The following is a 17899-nucleotide window of genomic DNA, read 5'->3' as shown; positions in this document are numbered from 1 at the left end:
TCTTGGGGGCATGGACCGCATTCGCAGATCGATCACCGGACAAGTCCATGCCCTTATCGGTTCCGGTTCGGGCGCGATCGACAGTGAGCGGGCAGCCGGAGACCATGGGCTCTTCGGCCCATCCTCGGTGACATGGCGGGTTCACAGCGATTTCATGACGATGATGATCGGTGGCCTGTCTGCGCTGCTGCTCCAGATGCTCCACCCCCGGGTGCTTGCAGGCGTCTGGGATCACTCCAATTTTCGTGAGGATCCCTTGGGGCGGTTACGTCGGACGGCACAGTTCGTTTCCGGAACGACATATGGCTCGACTCCTCACGCCATTGCGCTGATCGAACGGATCAATGCCATCCACGATTGCGTCCGGGGACACCTGCCCGACGGCACGCCCTATAGCGCGCGCGACCCTGAATTGGTGACCTGGGTTCATGTCACCTCGGCAACCAGCTTCCTGCGCGCCTATGTGCGCTATCGCGACCCTTTCCTGTCCTTCGCCGATCGGGACAGATACCTTCAGGAAATGTCCGAGATTGCGCGCAGGCTGGGGGCGATCGCCGTTCCGGTCAGCCTTAACCAGTGCGAGCTTTATTACGAGGATATGCGCCCGCAAATGCGTTTCGACTTGCGAACGCGCGAAGTGGCCCGTGCACTTCTGTCTCCCCGCCCGTCCCGGCTCGCTCCCCGGCTGTTTCGCACCGTCAGCAGCAAGGCGGCAATCGACCTGCTTCCCGGCTGGGCGGCCCGCATGCACCACCTTGCACTTCAGGGGCCGGAACGGCTCTTGGTGCGAAGCGGCGCCCAAGGCGCGCAGGTCTTGCTGCGCTGGGCCCTGCAGGGCGGCACCGCGCGCCGAGCGATCGAAAAATCCACCGCAAGCTAGGAGCAAGTGTGCGCGGGGGCGCATCAATTGCATGAAGGACCTAAGCGATCTCTTCCTCCGCGAATGCATCGATATCGCCGGGTTTGCGCAGCATCTTGTCCACTTCGCTGGCGTGGACTTCCTCGGCGTAGATCATCTTGCGCGCATATTCTTCCAGCGTAACGGACTTTCCATCCACCGCCCCCAGCAATTGCCGATAAAGCTTCAGCGCCTCACCTTCCGCGGCGAGGGATTCGCGCAGGATCGCGCCGATGTCGTGTTCGTGGCTCTCCAGCAACGGCCCGATCCGCAGCGAAGGATGACTTCCCAGAAGGGTCACCATTTCGCCTGCTTCCTGAGCATGCAGCAGGGACTCGTCGGCCTGACTGCGCAACCACGAAACGATCGGGATGCGGCCAAAACCGAAGACGAGGAACGAATAGTGCGTATAGCGAACGACGCCTGCCAATTCCTGCTCAAGAATGCTGTTGAGGAGGGCGACGACGCGCTCCTTGTCGATCTGTGGCATGGGAGTCTCCTTTCCGGTCAGATCCCCCGCGGGCCTTCGCCGGGCCAAAGTGGGCAGATCGACGAAAGCGCGGAACCAACTTTACCACGAATTCGCTCACGACGCAGTACGACGCGACCTGCACATCGATACGAAATATGCCCGCTGCCCTCGCCAAATGCCCGCCTCTCTGCCAAGGGCTGAACAAACTGGAGATCAAGACATGTCGGGCGACTCAGAGGACTACATCTACGACGAGGACAGCGGCGAATGGCTGCCCGCTTCGGAACTGGCGGCCAAGCGTGCGGCGGAAGACACCGTGGAAGTGCGCGATGCAGTCGGCAACCTGCTGGCCGATGGCGACGCCGTGACGCTGATCAAGGACCTGGACGTGAAAGGGGCCGGCCAGACGCTCAAGCGCGGAACGCTGATCCCCTCGATCCGGCTCACCGGCGATGCCCAGGAGATCGACTGCAAGTATCCGGGGATCAAGGGCCTGGTGCTGCGGGCTGAATTCGTGCGCAAGCGCTGATCACGCCTCTCCACCGCAAGTGACATCATCCGCTGCAAGTGTCCTTGCCGAACCCCGCCCACGGGCATGTTCGGCAAGGATGCCCAGCGTAGCCAGCGTGCCGCCGGTCAATCCCGCGACACTGAATGCGATGATGGCAGGCTCGGCGATGTTCGCGAACTGCCTGGCGCACATACCGATGGGTTCGAAAAACTTGCTCATGGGGGCAACTCCAGTGGGTCGCAGCATCTATGCCGATGCCCTTCCCCCAGGAGAATTCGGATAAAACCAGCCTATTTGTTCAGGTTTTTCGAATGTCCTGCTCGCACCGGTGCCGCGCCAGCAGCGGGATGGCGCGCCTAGCCGGCGGCCCTGCCCTCCAACTCCTTCAGCGGAGCTATCGCCACCCGGTTGCGACCGTTTCGCTTGGCCTCGTACAAGGCCGCATCGGCGGCATGCACCAAGCCGTCGCGATCGCAATGCGCCGGCGCGCAGGCAACCCCGGCCGATACATGGACCTCTCCGAGAATCCTGTCGGCATGACGCAGTCGCAGTGCAGCGATCGATGCCCTGATGCCTTCGACCCGCCGTGCGGCTTCTTCTGGGCCGAGGCCGGGCATGAGCAACAGGAACTCCTCCCCTCCATAGCGGAACACGTGGTCATCGGACCGGACAGCGTCCTTCAGAGCCTTCCCGACCGCGCGCAAGACCGCATCGCCCGCATCGTGGCCATATTCATCGTTGAAGCGCTTGAAGTGATCGATGTCGATCATGGCGCAGCTGATCGACAGGTCAGGCCGGGCCTCTGCCACGTGGCTTTCAAGGGCGACCTCGAGCTTGCGGCGGTTCGAGAGGCTAGTCAGCGGATCGGCCATGGCCATATCCTGCAGAGCATCGCGCAGCCGCAGGTTGTCGAGGGCCAGTCCGACGTTTTCGGCCAGGATGTTCAGGTACACATCCGAGACGGTTGCGGAGGCACCTCCGACAGCGAATTCGAAATAAAGCAGGCCCAGCGTTCCGCGCCGCGCGACGAGTGGAAGGCAGATCGTGTCTGCTACGCCCTTGCCCGTCAGCTCGAGGTGATCGCAGGGCACATCGATCACATTGCCCGCCGCCTTGTGCAGGCCGCCGCGCCGCAGGGCCCAACACGCGCTGACCGGGAAGCTCGAACGTGACTGCTGCGGCTCGGACCACGAGCAGAATTCGACCATCGCGTCCCGTTCGCAATCGAGCAGGAACAGGCTCCCCGCGGCCGATGGGACAATGCTGGGAATGAAGCGTTCGACGATGCCGCGAAGGTCGTCGATCGTGTCACAGTTCTGCATGCGCTGCGTCATGCGCGAGAGCAGGTCGCGTACGCTGCGGTCGGCATCGCGCTCCTGTTCGAGCCGTTGCCGCTCAATACCGTTCTCGCGAAAGATCCGCAGGGCCTGCGCCATGTCGCCGATCTCGTCGATCTGGTCGTAGACCGGCGGTTCGACGGCATAGTCCTGCGCCGCCAGCCGCGTCACGACGTCGCTGAGTTTCACGACCGGATGGAGCACGCGGCGACGGAATATGAAATAGAGAACGCACAGAAACAGCAGGCCGGTTATACCCAGCATGACTTCCGATGTGGTTCGCCAGAGCCGCGAGGTGCGCACGGCTTCCTGCATGGCCATCTCGGTACGCTGGTCGATACGGCTCTGGAACCGGACGACGCCGGCCTGGATGCGCTCCAGCTCGCGCTCGTACTCAGGCGAGAACAGGATGGCGATGGCCTGACCGCGGTCGCCTTGGCCGCGCACCTTGATGGCGGCATCCTGTTCGTCCAGCAGAGCGTCGGCCTGCCGGAACACCTGTTGCAGATCATACAGCTCCGCGCTGCTCGCGCCGGCATCGCGAATGTGCCGGGCGCGATCTTCGACTTTCATCAGTTCCTTGAGCTCGTGCCGATAGGCAGTGAGGTCAGCCAGGCTGCCGCTGATCGCGTACTGCCGCGCAAGGCCACTGAGGACACCGATATCTTCCGCGACGAGCGACGTTGCATGATCGAGTTCGTAGCGCTGCTGCACGGCATCGCGCTCCTGCTTCTGGGCGGTCGATGCCATGAGCATGGTCGCACCCGATGCGAGCGTGAGGGCAACGGTCGCTCCATATGCCCAGTTTGTGATGGTCGATAAGCGCATGATGCCAGCCTATAGACCACGCGGGATATCCAATGGTTAAAGGCCCGACCGGGTCTCCTGTGCCGCAAACGTACGCAAGGCGCCTCTGGGCACCTGCCATCGGCCCAATTCAGGCCGCGATCAGTACGCCATTGTAGATGGGATCTTCCAGCGCCAGCCCCGCCCCGTTCGCCACGCACAGCAAAGGGTTGTCCGCGACTGTCACGGGAAGCCCCGTTCCCTGCGACAGAACCACATCGAGTCGGTCGAGCAAGGCGCCCCCCCCGGTCATGACGATCCCCTGATCGACGATGTCTGCCGCCAGTTCGGGCGCGGTATTTTCCAGTGCGTTCAGGACGGTCTCGACGATCTGGTTGATCGATTCAGAGATCGCCTCGGCGATCTCGGCCTGACTGATCTCGATTTCCTTGGGCACGCCGTTGACGAGGTCGCGGCCCTTGGTGCGGATCACCTGTCCACAACCGTCCTCGGGCATGCGCGCGGTGCCGATGGCCAGTTTGATGCGTTCAGCGGTGACTTCGCCGATCATCAGGTTGTGCTTGCGCCGCACGGCAAGGGCGATAGCCTCGTCGAGCTTGTCGCCGCCGATACGCACCGATGTGCTGTAGGCCGATCCACGCAGGGACAGGACGGCGACTTCGGTCGTCCCGCCGCCGATATCGACGACCATCGCGCCGACCGGTTCGGTCACGGGCATGCCTGCGCCAATTGCGGCCGCCATCGATTCCTCGATGAACCAGACCTTGGAAGCGCCCGCCTGGCTTGCCGCATGTTGAATGGCCCGACGCTCCACCGGCGTCGACCCGGAAGGCACGCAGATCGCGATTTCGGGCCGGCGCGGCAGACGGCTTGGCCCGTCGTGCGCCTTGTCGATGAAATACTTGATCATCAGTTCGGCCACGTCAATGTCGGCGATCACACCCCCGCGAAGGGGCCGGATGGTCGACACATTGTCAGGCGTCTTGCCCATCATCAGTTTGGCATCGCTGCCGATTGCCCGTACCCGCGGGATGCCGCCCAGCGTCTCTAGCGCGACAACCGAGGGTTCGTTCAGAACGATGCCCCGATCGCGAACGTACACAAGCGTGTTCACCGTCCCCAGATCGATCGCCATGTCGTGAGAAGCAAAATTGAATAAGCGCGGTAATCGCATTCTGAAATCCGGACCCTACAGGTAGCTTATTGCGCGTTGTCGATCCGCGCCGCCTTGACCGGACGGCGCGTGTGAGCGCCCGGGCACGGCGTCAACCGCCCGTGCGTTCGACTGCCAGTTTCATGCGATGGCTGGCCTGTGGCTGGTGCAGGCGCGGCAAAGACAGCGGCAGGTCGAGGCTCCTATCCGCCGAGCGGGGAATCGCCTAGGCTGCCTGCATGGACCATTGCAGACATTGGAGCGTTGCATGAAGCGGAAGCGTATGGACAGGGAAGAGGTGACGGTTTGACCTCCGTGTCCCGCTGCGCCTGGGCGCAAGGCGATCCCGTAATGGCCGAGTATCACGATGCCGAATGGGGCATCCCGGTCCGCGACCCTCGCCTCCTTTGGGAAATGCTTGTCCTTGAGGGTTTTCAGGCCGGGCTCTCCTGGCGAACGATCCTGCACCGGCGCGACGGCTTTCGCCGGGCCTTCGACGGCTTCGATCCCGAGACGATCGCAGTTTACGACACGGACAAGATCGAAGCCCTGATGCAGGACGAAGGCATAATCCGCGCGCGCGCCAAGATCGAAGCCACCATCGGCAATGCCAGAGCGTACCTGCGCATGAACGAGGAAGGCCGCGACTTCTCGCAATTCGTCTGGTCGTTCGTAGACGGAGAGACGCAGGTCAACGACGGCACGAACATCCCCGCCAGCACCCAGGCCTCCGCAGCGCTGTCCAAGGCGCTCAAGGCCGAAGGCTTCAAGTTCGTCGGACCGACGATTGCCTATGCCTTCATGCAAGCCGTAGGGATGGTCGACGATCACGAACCCGGCTGCTTCCGACGTGCCTGACGGGCATGGCACGCTCCGGGTATCACCATGCTATCCACCGGAGCCCGTTCGGCGGCTCACCTGCCCTATTCCCTGAACGTTACGCTCGCTCCCGGATCGTCGGGACCTTGACCGACACCTCCCGAAAATGGGCCGACCGCGCAGGTCTGCGGATCGAAAGGTGCGACCGCATACATCGTGACTGCAGCGCCATCAGTCCCATTCGTCCGAAAGCGCAGCAGCGCCGACGCCGCCTTCCCATTGGCCGGAACGTCAGCACGAAATTCGACGAAGTCGAACGATGAAGTGCCGGGTGGAAGCGCCGCGCTTACGCGTTGGACAAGGGCATTGAGGAATGCAGCATCCCTGGCTCGGCAAATGTCCGCCGGGCTTGCCGCATAGAGATCGGCCTTAAGGATGGTGTAGCCGGTCGGCTTAGCGTCAGGCTGTCGAGCTTCTTCTGCGGATCCACAAGCCGTCAGCATGACCAGAACGGCGACCGACCAGGCGTTTGCCCCCAGAAATGCGCCGATGTTTCCGGATCGATTGCGGGATCTCATGCTCGCCATCTTCCCGTTACGCCCACGCGCATGTCAAGACAGTCAAACTCCCCGAAATGCTTCCAGGGTTTGAGGCGACGAGCGATTTATCCTGAGCTCTAAGGCGCCTTACCGGGCATTACGCAAGGCAAGAGCGACTGGCGTGACCCAGACACCAAATTTCATGCGTTGGGCTTCGAACCGGACCCCTGTCCCCTGTTCGGGGATCCGTTCCACATGGATGACCTGGTCGCCCAGGAAGCCAGGATCGCCTGCTTCACTTCAGGTTCTGGTTGAGGCCGTGGTGTAAATTCAAAAGGATGTTGCGCACGGGTGAGGGACATTCAATTGCCTCCTTCAAGCCTTCCTGATCCTCTCCGGCGGCAAACCGCCGCAGGGAGATGTAAGTAGCCCGTGCTCGAGGTCAACTGCTCTGAAGATGTAGGCCTGCCTCCCTCGCAACAACATGCAGGCGATGCAAATCTGCCATACGGCCAGTCTGCTCCAGCGACAGGTGGCACTTCTTCCCGAAGTCGCGCAGATCCGGCCCGGAAATGCCCGGAGGCTTGCCTTCTCCTAGCCAATCGACTCCATCAGCGAGGACGACTTGTCATCGGCCAGTGCCAGATCGCGAAGTCGGCGGATCTCCGCAGCGTCGCGAGGCTGGTGACGGTGCTCGGCGATGATGCGCTCATAATTGCGCAGACCGCGCTCGAATGTCTCGCCGTAGCCCTTGATCAGACGCTGGCAACGCACGAGTTCCAACGCGACGGCGCAATCTCTTTGTGCCTCGCTGCCGATCAAACCGAGCCATCGCTCGATCCGCACCTGCTCTTCGTAATAGCGTAATGAACGCGGACGCCACTTGCGCATCGCGGCCACCAGACGCAGTGCGAGGAACCAGCGCAGGCTTGTCGTCTCGACATGGCGCCCTTCGGTAAAGAAACGCCCGAGGAAACCAGAAAGCACCTTGCTTCCAAGAATTCTCCGACCAATGCCCTCAGGCAGCGTTTCGCAGACTTCCTGCAAGCGTGGGTGCATGAATTCCGTGATGGACAGCAACTGATCGTCCTGTGCCTTCACTTCGCCGCGCACACGGTCAAGCCGGCTACCACGGGTCTTCAGGTCGGCGACCCGGATCGTGTCCTCATAGCTCATCCAGAGCGCAAGATGGCGTGCGGCCTCCGCAGTCAGCTCAAACGGTGCGGCGTCCAGCGCACTGATCCGTTCCAGACGATCGAGATAAAGCGAAGCATAGGAACCGTCCTGATAGTCCATCAACTTCGCTACCCCATGCAGGGCGTTCGCTTGCGCCACTTCAGGCAAGGATGCGGCAATGCGATCAGCCAGGGCGCGGCCCTGCACGGTGGTCGGCACAGGCACCGCATGGACCGTCTCATCAGGCATTGCGACCGGCTGCTGGGCCAGATCGAAGCCTTCCTGAAAGCCCTTGAGATTGCTTTTCACAGCGATACCGCTGTGTTCGATCGCGGCGTGGAAGGTTTCGGTAGGGAACGGCAGCGCTCCGCTTCCCGCCAGCGCACCGAACATGACCGCACTGATCACGCTCCCCGAACGATCGGTCGCTGCTTCCATGTCGAAGCCGATGAACCGCTTGGAGCGCTGATGCGCAGCCTCGAGTATCTTCTCACCGTTGCCGCGCCCATCACCCATCGCCTGCTTCTCGCCAATGGCATAGATGCGATGCGTCGATCCGATCAGTGTGGTGCGCTGCGCAGTCGAGAACCCGCGCAGCAGCGCGCGCCCGGTTTCCATCAGTTCAGAGGCGACCACAACGTCAACGTCACCCGGCATCGGCATCTGCGCCATGACCGGCAGGCGGCCCGAACCGTCCGGCTTCGCCAGTTCGACATAATAGACTGTCGAGCCGGTACGCTGTGCGACCCCGGGAACCGAGGTACCCTGTGCCAGCCAGCCTTCAGCAAGGGCGACTTCCTGAATCCAATCAGCCAGAACCCCGCCGCCCTGTCCACCAAGGGCGAGGATGGCGATAGTCAGGCGCTCGGACGTTGCTGCGGCATTAAGTGTCATCGCGTTTGTCCCTCGTCACATTGTCATTTCCCGGCGGCCGGGCGACTGGAGGGAGCGGGTTGGGAACCGCTCCCTCGTCGCCGGCGGCTTCGCCAGTGCCTTCCCCAATGCAAGATCGGGAAGGCATGAAACCTTAGAAAGCCCGTGCAGCCCGACCGCGTTCAACGTTCGCCTGCCAGCGGCCGATGATCGCGCCGCTGATCTTCGCCTTGATACGCTCGAAGCGCCCCGGATTGGCCACGATGCGTGCACGGTAGAAGCTCGGACACAGTACGGCCGCATGGCTGACTTCTCCGCAAAGCCCGCAACCCACACACGAATTCTCCACGTGAGCCACAGGGTCCTGCCGCAAAGGGTCCGGGTTGGGTTTGATCGTCAACGAGGGGCAGCCAGAAAGGCGGATGCAGCTGTGATCGCCGGTACAGGTATCGCTGTCGACGCCAAAACGTTCGCGGATCACGCGGTTGCCGGCACGCAGATCCGCCGCTTTCTGCTTCTTTTCGCGGCGTTGCTTATTCAGCATGCATTCCGACTGGGCGACAATGACCTTGGGGCCCTTTTCCGGGGTGGTCAGTGCCTCGCGCAACATGTCGCGCATTGCCGGTACGTCATACGTCCGATGCGTCTCTCGAACCCAACGCGCACCCACGCCGCGCACAGCCTTCGAGATCGGGTTTTTCGTTACCCGGTTGGCGTTATCCGCGCGTGACGAGAGAATATCCTGCCCGCCTGTGGCTGCCGAATAGCCGTTATCGATGATGACGGTGACGGTGTCGTCCTTGTTGAACACCGCATTGCCGATGCCCGAGGTCAGGCCATTGTGCCAGAACCCGCCGTCCCCCATGATCGCGATCGAGCGCTTGGAACCCTTGCCATCCTTCGGCTTGAAGGCCGAGGCACCTGCCGCACCGAGGCCGTAGCCCATGGTCGTATTGCCGATGTTGAACGGCGGCAAGATCGAGAACAGGTGGCAGCCGATGTCTGCCGAAACGTGCGTGGGGCCCAACTCGCGTTCCACCAGCTTCATGGCCGTGAAAATCGGACGCTCCGGGCAGCCGGTGCAGAATCCTGCCGGACGCTGGGGGATCTCCTTCGCAACCGGCGCCGGCAAGGGGTTGGCGGCTTCCAGTTCTGGCGCAAGCGCCGGCGCTTCCTTGGCAAGGAACTTGGCCAGACCCTTGCGTATGACGTCGGCCGTGTATTCGCCAGAGCGCGGAAGCACATCCTTGCCGACAACACGGGTATCGAGGCCCGCGCGGCGCACCAGCGTATTGAGTTCATGCTCGATGAACTCGGGCTGACCCTCTTCAAGGATCAAGACTGCGCGCTTGTTCCTGCAGAAGTCGGCGACTTCCTCCGGGATGATCGGATAGACCACGTTGAGGCAGTAGATCGGCAGCTTGCTGACCCCGTAGGCATCTGCCAGTCCGAGCAACTCCATCGCCCGGTTGAGGTTGTTGTAAAGCCCGCCCTGAACGATCAGCCCGATGCCTTCGTCGGTCTCCCCAGGGCCGAACCATTCATTGAGCTTGTTATCGCGTACATATGCGATGCCTGCCGGCCAACGCTTCTCGATCTTCTCGACTTCATGCAGGAAGTTGGCAGGAGGAAGCACGATACGGTCGAGGTCTCGCGTCGGCGCGGCCGCGGCCTCGCCCACTGTAAGCGGTGGGCGCACATTGTCCTTGGCCACGAAAGAACCCGTCATGTGGCAAGAACGAACCCGCAGCTGGAGCATGACCGGTGTGTTCGAAGCTTCGGACAGGCGAAAGCCCTGTTCCACCGACTCGACGATGCTCGGCAGATTTGGCCGCGGATCGATCAGCCACATCTGCGACTTCATTGCGAAAGCATGGGTGCGCTCCTGCATGATCGAGGAACCTTCGCCGTAGTCTTCGCCCACGATCACCAGCGCACCGCCCGTAACGCCGCCCGAGGCGACGTTGGATAGCGCGTCCGACGCGACGTTGGTGCCGACGACCGACTTCCATGCAACCGCGCCGCGCAAGGGGTAGTTCACCGATGCCGCCAGCATCGCAGCGGCCGTCGCCTCCGAAGCGCTCGCTTCGAAATGCACCCCCAAGCTCTCAAGCAAGTCGTTGGCGTCGGCGAAAACGTCCATCAGATGGCTGATCGGTGAGCCTTGGTACCCGCCCACATAGGCAACGCCCGATTGCAGGAGCCCCTTGGTAACGGCCAGGATGCCCTCACCTGTAAAGGTCTCTCCTGCACCGGCCGTGAGCTTCGTCACTTCCTTCTTGAATGAACGTTCCGCCATCTGACCCTACTCCGAAACGAGCGCCAGGACGCGAAGAGGGCTGCCCGAACCACCGCGAATCTTAAGCGGCGAAGCGATCACGATCGCACCGGTAGCGGGCAACCTGTCGAGGTTCTCGAGGCACTGGAGGCCATACTTGCCGGCACCGTGCAACAGCGTGTGGGCCGGGTACATGGGATCGAGCAGATGCGCCTGCCCCGCGTCTGTACCGATCGTTTCGACCCCAAGGCCAAGCACGTCACGCTCGAGCAGATACTGGATCGCATCTGCGTCCGGGCCAGGCGTATGCGCGCCGTCCTCACGACGATTGGTATAGCCATCGACGTCCCGCTTCGACCAGTCGGTACGGAACAGAACCCAGGCGCCAGCCGGAATGTCGCCGTGCTCGGCTTCCCATTCCTTGATATGCTCCGCCTTGAGGAGGAAGTCCGGGTTCGCGGCACACTGCGCGGAGAAATCGAGCACGACTGCCGGCGCGACCAGCTTGCCTGGCGGCACCTTGTCGACAGTGTTGTCGGGCAGGTCCTTGCCCGTCACCCAGTGCACCGGCGCATCGAAATGCGTGCCCGTATGTTCGCCGACCGTGAAGTTGTTCCAGTGCCATGCCACGCCGCGCTCGTCGTAGCGCGATATCTCCTGGCGCGAGAACGCGGCGGTCTGGCCAAATGGATCGGGCAGGACCAACAAGGGCGTGTCTTCGCTTAAAGTCTGGGTCAGATCGACAACGGTGATGTCACCGGCTGCAAGAGCCTGCGCAAAAGTGGCAAGTATGTCTGTCATGGACTTGGACCTCCTGTTGGACCATTAGATGCGAGAGTATCCTATTAAGTTGCATATGCAACTAAAATGTCAAAATAGGCGTCTACCGCCTCAGGAGTTAAGGATGAGCGAGGATTTGCGGCCTTTCGGGAACCCGGGTTCAGAAGACTTTCGCCTCGACGCCTATCCCTTCTATCTGCTCAATCGGGCTGCAAGCCGATACAACGTGGTCATCGAGTCGGACCTGCGCGGCATCGGCCTGGACATACCCACCTGGCGCGTGATCATGATTCTGGGCGAACATGAACCCCTGGCGATCGGACAGGTAGCAAAGTCGGCGGTTATCAATCTGTCCACCATGATGCGCATCGTTGAGCGCATGACGAAGGCCGGCCTCATTGTTACGGCACCCAGCGAAACGGACGGACGCGTGACCGAGATTGCCCTGACCGATGACGGGCGCGAGAAATTGGCCGCTGCGCGCGAGGTAACCTCGCCACTGTACGAAAAGATCATCCGCGGCTTCTCGGCCGGGGACTTCTCCATGTTGCTCGACCTGCTCGGACGGCTCTACGACAACCTCGACTAGGCTCAGGCACAAATTCCCTGATGGGCTCCAGCTCATACAACTTGCATGTGCAACCATATTAGTTTAAGCCTGAAGCAAATCAGGAGAACACTATGCGCATTGCCTGTCTAGGCGGCGGACCAGCCGGCATCTATTTCGCGATCTCGATGAAGCTGCGTGACCCTTCTCATGACATCCACGTCTTTGAGCGCAATCGTTCGGGTGACACGTTTGGCTGGGGCGTAGTATTTTCCGACCAGACACTTACCAACCTGCAGGCCAACGATGCCGTCAGTGCCGCGACCATTGCCGACAGCTTCGCGCACTGGGACGACGTCGATGTCACCGTGGGTAAAAACACGGTCACGTCGTCAGGTCACGGTTTCATCGGCATCGGCCGCAAGCACCTTCTCCAGATACTGCAGGCGCGCGCGCACGAACTTGGCGTCGTGATGCACTTCGAGACCCAGTTCGACGCGGACCTCTCGAAGTTTGCGGATTTCGACCTGATCGTGGCGGCAGACGGCATCAACTCCATGGTGCGTACCGCATATGAGGACAAGTTCGACGTCGACATCCAGGTAAGGCGCAACACGTTCTCGTGGCTGGGCACCACGAAACTGTTTGAAGCCTTCGCTTTCATTTTCGAGAAAACCCATGCGGGCTGGATCTGGGCGCACGCCTATCGCTTCGACGAGACGCATTCGACCTTTATCGTCGAATGCTCTCCGGAAACGTGGACGGGGCTCGGCTTCGATCGGATGGAACAGGCTGAGTCCATCGCCCTGTGCGAAAAGATCTTCGCCCGCCACCTCGATGGCCATCCTCTCATTTCCAACGCCACGCACTTGCGCGGATCGGCAGCCTGGATCAACTTCCGGCGGGTGCTTTGCCGCCAGTGGTCCTTCGACAATGTCGTCCTGTTGGGCGATGCGGCACATACCGCTCATTTCTCGATCGGATCGGGTACCAAACTGGCCCTGGAAGACGCCATCAAGCTGGCGCAGGTTCTCGACCGGCCCAAGATCAAACAAGGAGGCACCGCCGCACGCGAGGAACTGGCCGTTGCGCTCGCCGAGTATCAGCAGGAGCGCCATGTCGAGGTCCTCAAAATCCAGAACTCGGCCCGCAACTCCACCGAATGGTTCGAGACTTTGGATCGCTACCTCGGTTTTGACCTTCCGCAGTTCGCCTATTCGCTGATGACCCGATCGCAGCGCGTCAGCCACGAAAACCTGCGTCTGCGCGATCGCGATTGGCTTGAAGGACTGGAGCGCTGGTTCTGGTCGGGCAACCAGAACCGCAATGTCCCGGTCCAGCCCATGTTCACGCCGTTTACGCTCAGGGGCATGACGGTGCCAAACCGTGTGGTGGTACCCGCCATGCTCACATATTCGGCTGATGAAGGCGGCTTCGCGAACGACTTCCACTCGATCCATTACGGCTCTCGAGCACTGGGCGGCGCAGGTCTTGTAATTACGGAAATGCTGGCGGTCAGTCCGCAAGGGCGCACCACCCCAGCTTGCCCTGGCCTGTGGGACGACGCTCACGTTGAACGCTGGGCCGCGATCAATTCCTTCGCGCACCAGCATTCGGCAGGCAAGACTTGCGCACAGATCGGTCATGCCGGCGCACGTGCAGCCTGCAAGGTTCCTGTCGAAAACGAGGGGTACGACCAAGCCATGGACGAACCCTGGTCGATCGTGTCAGCCAGCGCACACCCCTGGCGACAGGGTGGCCTGGTGCCAAAGGCGCTGGATGCGGGAGGCATGGACGAGATCATCCGGCAATTCGTCGACGCCACCGTACGTGCGGACGAGGCTGGCTTCGACATGCTGGAGATCCAGGCTGGCCACGGCAATCTGCTGTCCAGTTTCATTACGCCAGTCATGAACGAACGCAGTGACGAGTTTGGCGGCAGCCTTGAGAATCGCATGCGCTTCCCGCTGCGGGTAATCGAAGCGGTGCGCGCCATCTGGCCACAGGAAAAGCCGCTGGCCGTGCGCATCTCGGCCAATGACTGGGTCGGAGCAGCCGGCATAACGCCAACGGAAGCAGTGGAAATTGCCACGCTTCTGCGCAGCGCGGGTGTCGATATCGTCGACGTCTCTGCCGGCGAAACGGCGCCGGAAGCGCGCCCGGTCTTCGGTCGCATGTTCCAGACGCCCTTTGCCGACCAGATCCGCAACGAGGCGGGAATCCCGACTATTGCTGTCGGCAACATTGTCGATGCGGACCAGGTCAACTCGATCCTCACCGCAGGGCGGGCCGATCTTGTCGCACTCGGTCGTACCCACTTGTTCGATCCTGTGTGGACGCTGCGGGCAGCGACTTCGGCTGGCTATGAGGAACATCCCGTGCCCGGTCCTTACAAGCCAGGCCATGTCCTTGCGCTCCGCACGGCGAGACAGCAGGCGGAAGGCGCGCGGGCCTGAAGTTTGGCAACCTTCCAGATCGCCCCGGAAGGACGCAAAATACTTTATGCTTGCAGGAATGGACATCCCGGCACCATTCACTATGAGCGCCTTATGAGAATAAGGAGCCATGGCGCCTATGGAAAAGGATAAGACCAGACCTGAAAGCACACTGGATCTGCGCGTTTGGATCCGCTTGCTTGATTGTGCCAAGATGATCGAGAAGCGACTTCGTCGGAATTTTGAAGACCAGTTCGGAACCACGCTGCCCCGGTTCGACATCATGGCGACGCTCGATCGCGCCCGGGAAGGCATGCGGATGGGCGAGTTGTCCCGTGCCCTTCTGGTTTCCAATGGCAACGTCACGGCCATCGTTCGCCAGTTGCTCGATCAGGGTCTGGTCAATTCGCAACCGGACCCCGAGGACAGGCGTTCCGCGATCGTCTCGCTGACACCAAAAGGCTGCGACCAGTTTCGCGTTCTGGCAGAGGCACATCACGGATGGGTCCGCGAAGCACTCGCAGATTTTTCCGAAGAGAATCAGCAACAACTGCTCGCTCTGCTGACCCAGCTCAAGTCATCCATTCGCTAGGACCGCACCCGATGCCCTTTACCACCACCGCGCAAGTGCGCTTCGCAGACGTCGACCCGGCGGGAATCGTCTTCTATCCCCGCTATTTCGAAATGCTGAACGGTGCAGTCGAGGACTGGTTCGCGCAGGACCTGGGAATGGACTTCGCGACCATGCACCTGGGCCATCAGATCGGCGTGCCGACGGTCAAGCTGGAGACCGAATTCATTTCTCCAAGCCGTTTGGGCGACCATCTTGATATTACCATCGACCCGATTAACCTTGGCCGCACAAGTTGCACCATTCGCGTGGTTTTTGCGGGCGAAGGACGTGTCCGGTTACGCGCGCAGGTCGTTCTGGTCTGCATGGATCTTACCAACCACCGCCCCACCGAATGGCCCGCAGGGGTGCGTACGGCTATCGACAGCGGGCTGGTTCCGGCCGACTGAATCCATCCTGGCTAACGTGGCACGAGACAAAGGCCGCCTCTCCACGAGGCGGCCTTTTGTTGTTCGCCTAGCCGTTTGCAGACAAAAAAAGGGGCCTCGCAAGGCCCCTTGAAGTTGGTGAGAGTGGTCATTCTTCCATATGGAAGCTCGTAAAATCAGGCTTTTATGATGGAGTGCGTCAGCGATCCGATCTTCTCGACAGTCGCCTCGATGACGTCTCCCGGCCAGACCCATTCCTGCGGGTCCATGCCAGCACCAACGCCTGCCGGGGTGCCGGTCGCGATGATATCGCCGGGCTCAAGGGTAATGCCCTTCGAGATGTCGGCAACGAGTTCATCGACCTTGAACAGCATGAATGCGGTGTTGCTCGACTGCTTGGTTACGCCGTTGACCGTCAGCGAGAGGTCAAGCGTCTGCGGATCGGGAATTTCGTCAGCGGTAACGACCACGGGACCCATCGGAGCGTATGTGTCCTGCCCCTTCGAGTAGATCCACTGGCCGGCACGCCGACAGTCGCGCGCACTCATATCGATGCAGACGGTATAGCCGAAGACATAGGCCAACGCATTCTCGCGGCTCACACCCTTGGCCTTCGTTCCGATAATCGCGGCAAGCTCGACTTCCCAGTCAAGTTGCTGCGTGATCTCGCCGTTGTGGCGGATCGGCTCACCCGGTGCGATCACGCTCGTTGGCGGCTTTGAGAAGATCACCGGCTGACGCGGCAATTCCGGGGACGTATCGAGCGACTTGGCACTTTCGGCAACATGCTCGGTGTAGTTGAGACCAATACCGAAGATGTTCTTGCGGGGACGCGGGATAGGCGCCAGCAAAGTGACATTCGCGAAAGGAATGGCCGTACCAAGCGGGAACAGACCGTCGGCCTGCTCAATCAGCGTGGTCGCGATAGCGACTGCCTGGGGGCCAAGATCGATGAACTCCAACATGGTGGAAGGGAATGGAACGCCCATTTCCTCGCCGAAGGTTTCCAGGTCGAGAACGAAATCGCCGCCAATGCCGGAGACGAGTGCGCCGAGCCGGGCTTCAGCTTCGACATGGGCGCGATAGGTAACGAGACGCATGGGATTTCCCTTGTTGAGATAATTTCCGGATTTCGGGTGGTGATACTCAGGAAAGCACCGGTTGATGGCCGTCGTTTTCCGCCAGCGCTTCCTCGCGATAAAGGCCCAGCGCGCGCATCACCGGAAGGTCGTTGAATGTGAACAGGCAAGCATCTTCACTGTCCGATGCATTGGCATGCTCATGGTACATCCAGGCGGGAACCACGAAAATGTCCCGTTCCTGCCAGTCAAACCTCTGACCGTTGATGATCGACCAGCCCCTGCCCTTGGCACACTGGTAAACGAAGCTGCCGGTCTGGCGGTGAGCCTTGGTCCGCTCGCCCGGGCGCAACATTTGCATCGACGCACCGATGGTCTGCATGACCGGTCCGCCCGTATGCGGATTGACGTATTCCATCATCACACCGTCGTATGGCGAGCCATCGGTCACCCGGGCGAACTTGGTCAAGGCCTCGTAGGTGGGGGCCCATTCGTATTTGAGCAGCGGCGAATAGGGTTTCGACCAGGCCATGCCCGCCGGACGGAGCCCGGTACCGGCCCAGGTCGCGGTAGAATCGTCGATCGGGAAAGAAACCGCTTGCTGAAGATCGGGATGGACCTCGTAGAAGTTCGCTTCCAGCGCGTTCATGAGAGGAATGTCCAGACCGTCCTGCCAGATGCACGGCGTGCCATCCTCGGAAACGCCATGCTCGTGCCACGTCCCGTTGGGCGTCAGCACGAAGTCATTCGCGCCCAGAGTCATCCTGTGACCGTCAACATTGGTGAAGGCGCCCTGCCCTTCCATGATGAAGCGCAGCGCCGACGCGGAATGGCGGTGGCTGGAAGCCAGTTCTCCGGGCCCCATGACCTGCAGTCCCGAGTAGAGCCAACCAACCGCTGCCACCACATCGGCGCGGCCAGGGTTTTCCAGGTACACTACGCGGCGACCGGCCTGCTCGGGCGTCACCAGGTCAAGCGCTTTCATGACATCGTCGCGCAGGTCCTTGTAGCGCCAGATATGAGGCACCGATGTCGACACCGGTTCCCATGGCTCGATCTTGTTGGCAACGGTCCATAAAGCGCCCGTGCCGAGCTGCTGGAGGCGCTGATAATAGGCGACCAGTTCGGGTGTGTCCGCAACGTTTGCGCGGCCGATCATCTCTTCGCGGTACTGGTCGTAGCTCTGGCTTACCATG

General features: G+C 61.3%; 17 protein-coding genes. 7 read left to right on the top strand and 10 right to left on the bottom strand.

Annotation, left to right across the window (positions count from 1 at the left end; translation table 11 throughout):
- Positions 1-10: 10 nt before the first annotated feature.
- Positions 11-880, top strand: a complete 870-nt coding sequence (locus B5483_RS13595) for an oxygenase MpaB family protein (protein ID WP_079730773.1) — start codon at positions 11-13, stop codon at positions 878-880.
- Between the two features lie 40 nt (positions 881-920).
- On the opposite strand, the gene B5483_RS13590 is transcribed toward B5483_RS13595, so the two are convergent.
- Positions 921-1388: a ferritin-like domain-containing protein gene (locus tag B5483_RS13590; RefSeq protein WP_079730772.1), complete on the bottom strand. Its 468-nt coding sequence runs from the start codon at positions 1386-1388 to the stop codon at positions 921-923.
- A gap of 202 nt (positions 1389-1590) precedes the next feature.
- Between B5483_RS13590 and B5483_RS13585 the strand changes: the two genes are divergently transcribed.
- The gene (locus B5483_RS13585) at positions 1591-1899 is read left to right on the top strand and encodes an alkylphosphonate utilization protein (protein WP_054944676.1); all 309 of its coding nucleotides are present in this window, start codon (positions 1591-1593) and stop codon (positions 1897-1899) included.
- On the opposite strand, the gene B5483_RS13580 is transcribed toward B5483_RS13585, so the two are convergent.
- The 3 genes from B5483_RS13580 to B5483_RS13570 form a co-directional block, all read right to left on the bottom strand.
- Positions 1900-2100: a hypothetical protein gene (locus B5483_RS13580; protein WP_245829200.1), complete on the bottom strand. Its 201-nt coding sequence runs from the start codon at positions 2098-2100 to the stop codon at positions 1900-1902.
- 137 nt (positions 2101-2237) lie between these two features.
- Positions 2238-4046, bottom strand: a complete 1809-nt coding sequence (locus tag B5483_RS13575) for a diguanylate cyclase (RefSeq protein WP_079730770.1) — start codon at positions 4044-4046, stop codon at positions 2238-2240.
- A gap of 109 nt (positions 4047-4155) precedes the next feature.
- Entirely contained in the window at positions 4156-5199 is a 1044-nt protein-coding gene (locus tag B5483_RS13570; RefSeq protein WP_079730769.1) for a rod shape-determining protein, read from the bottom strand.
- Between the two features lie 285 nt (positions 5200-5484).
- Here B5483_RS13570 and B5483_RS13565 point away from each other — a divergent pair, with 285 nt between their 5' ends.
- Positions 5485-6036 (top strand): DNA-3-methyladenine glycosylase I, encoded by a 552-nt coding sequence (locus B5483_RS13565; protein WP_079730768.1) that lies wholly within the window; start codon positions 5485-5487, stop codon positions 6034-6036.
- A 65-nt stretch (positions 6037-6101) separates the two neighbouring features.
- Here B5483_RS13565 and B5483_RS23205 read toward each other — a convergent pair whose 3' ends face one another.
- From B5483_RS23205 to B5483_RS13545, 4 genes are all read right to left on the bottom strand, one after another.
- Positions 6102-6575 (bottom strand): hypothetical protein, encoded by a 474-nt coding sequence (locus B5483_RS23205; RefSeq protein WP_156367358.1) that lies wholly within the window; start codon positions 6573-6575, stop codon positions 6102-6104.
- Positions 6576-7130: 555 nt separating this feature from the next.
- Complete coding sequence (locus B5483_RS13555) at positions 7131-8606, bottom strand: indolepyruvate oxidoreductase subunit beta family protein (RefSeq protein ID WP_079730767.1); 1476 nt, start codon at positions 8604-8606, stop codon at positions 7131-7133.
- A gap of 133 nt (positions 8607-8739) precedes the next feature.
- Complete coding sequence (locus tag B5483_RS13550; protein WP_079730766.1) at positions 8740-10884, bottom strand: ferredoxin family protein; 2145 nt, start codon at positions 10882-10884, stop codon at positions 8740-8742.
- Positions 10885-10890: 6 nt separating this feature from the next.
- A complete protein-coding gene (locus B5483_RS13545) occupies positions 10891-11664 on the bottom strand; it encodes a cyclase family protein (protein WP_079730765.1) in 774 nt (257 codons plus the stop codon).
- Positions 11665-11767: 103 nt separating this feature from the next.
- Between B5483_RS13545 and B5483_RS13540 the strand changes: the two genes are divergently transcribed.
- From B5483_RS13540 to B5483_RS13525, 4 genes are all read left to right on the top strand, one after another.
- The gene (locus B5483_RS13540; protein ID WP_054946815.1) at positions 11768-12232 is read left to right on the top strand and encodes a MarR family winged helix-turn-helix transcriptional regulator; all 465 of its coding nucleotides are present in this window, start codon (positions 11768-11770) and stop codon (positions 12230-12232) included.
- Between the two features lie 92 nt (positions 12233-12324).
- Positions 12325-14646: a bifunctional salicylyl-CoA 5-hydroxylase/oxidoreductase gene (locus B5483_RS13535; RefSeq protein ID WP_079730764.1), complete on the top strand. Its 2322-nt coding sequence runs from the start codon at positions 12325-12327 to the stop codon at positions 14644-14646.
- Positions 14647-14839: 193 nt separating this feature from the next.
- Entirely contained in the window at positions 14840-15217 is a 378-nt protein-coding gene (locus B5483_RS13530) for a MarR family winged helix-turn-helix transcriptional regulator (RefSeq protein ID WP_245829193.1), read from the top strand.
- Between the two features lie 11 nt (positions 15218-15228).
- Positions 15229-15645: an acyl-CoA thioesterase gene (locus B5483_RS13525; protein WP_054946818.1), complete on the top strand. Its 417-nt coding sequence runs from the start codon at positions 15229-15231 to the stop codon at positions 15643-15645.
- Positions 15646-15800: 155 nt separating this feature from the next.
- Here the strand turns inward: B5483_RS13525 and B5483_RS13520 are convergent, their stop codons facing one another.
- Both B5483_RS13520 and B5483_RS13515 read right to left on the bottom strand, forming a co-directional pair.
- Positions 15801-16724 carry a fumarylacetoacetate hydrolase family protein gene (locus B5483_RS13520; RefSeq protein ID WP_079730762.1) on the bottom strand — a complete coding sequence of 308 codons (924 nt, stop codon included), beginning with the start codon at positions 16722-16724 and terminating at the stop codon, positions 15801-15803.
- A 46-nt stretch (positions 16725-16770) separates the two neighbouring features.
- Positions 16771-17898: a cupin domain-containing protein gene (locus B5483_RS13515; protein WP_079730761.1), complete on the bottom strand. Its 1128-nt coding sequence runs from the start codon at positions 17896-17898 to the stop codon at positions 16771-16773.
- Position 17899: the final 1 nt, after the last annotated feature.

The sequence above is a fragment of the Novosphingobium mathurense genome (assembly GCF_900168325.1).
Taxonomy (GTDB): Bacteria; Pseudomonadota; Alphaproteobacteria; order Sphingomonadales; family Sphingomonadaceae; genus Novosphingobium; species Novosphingobium mathurense.
Note: the sequence above shows the minus strand (reverse complement) of the source record. Positions and strands in the feature narration are given on the sequence as shown.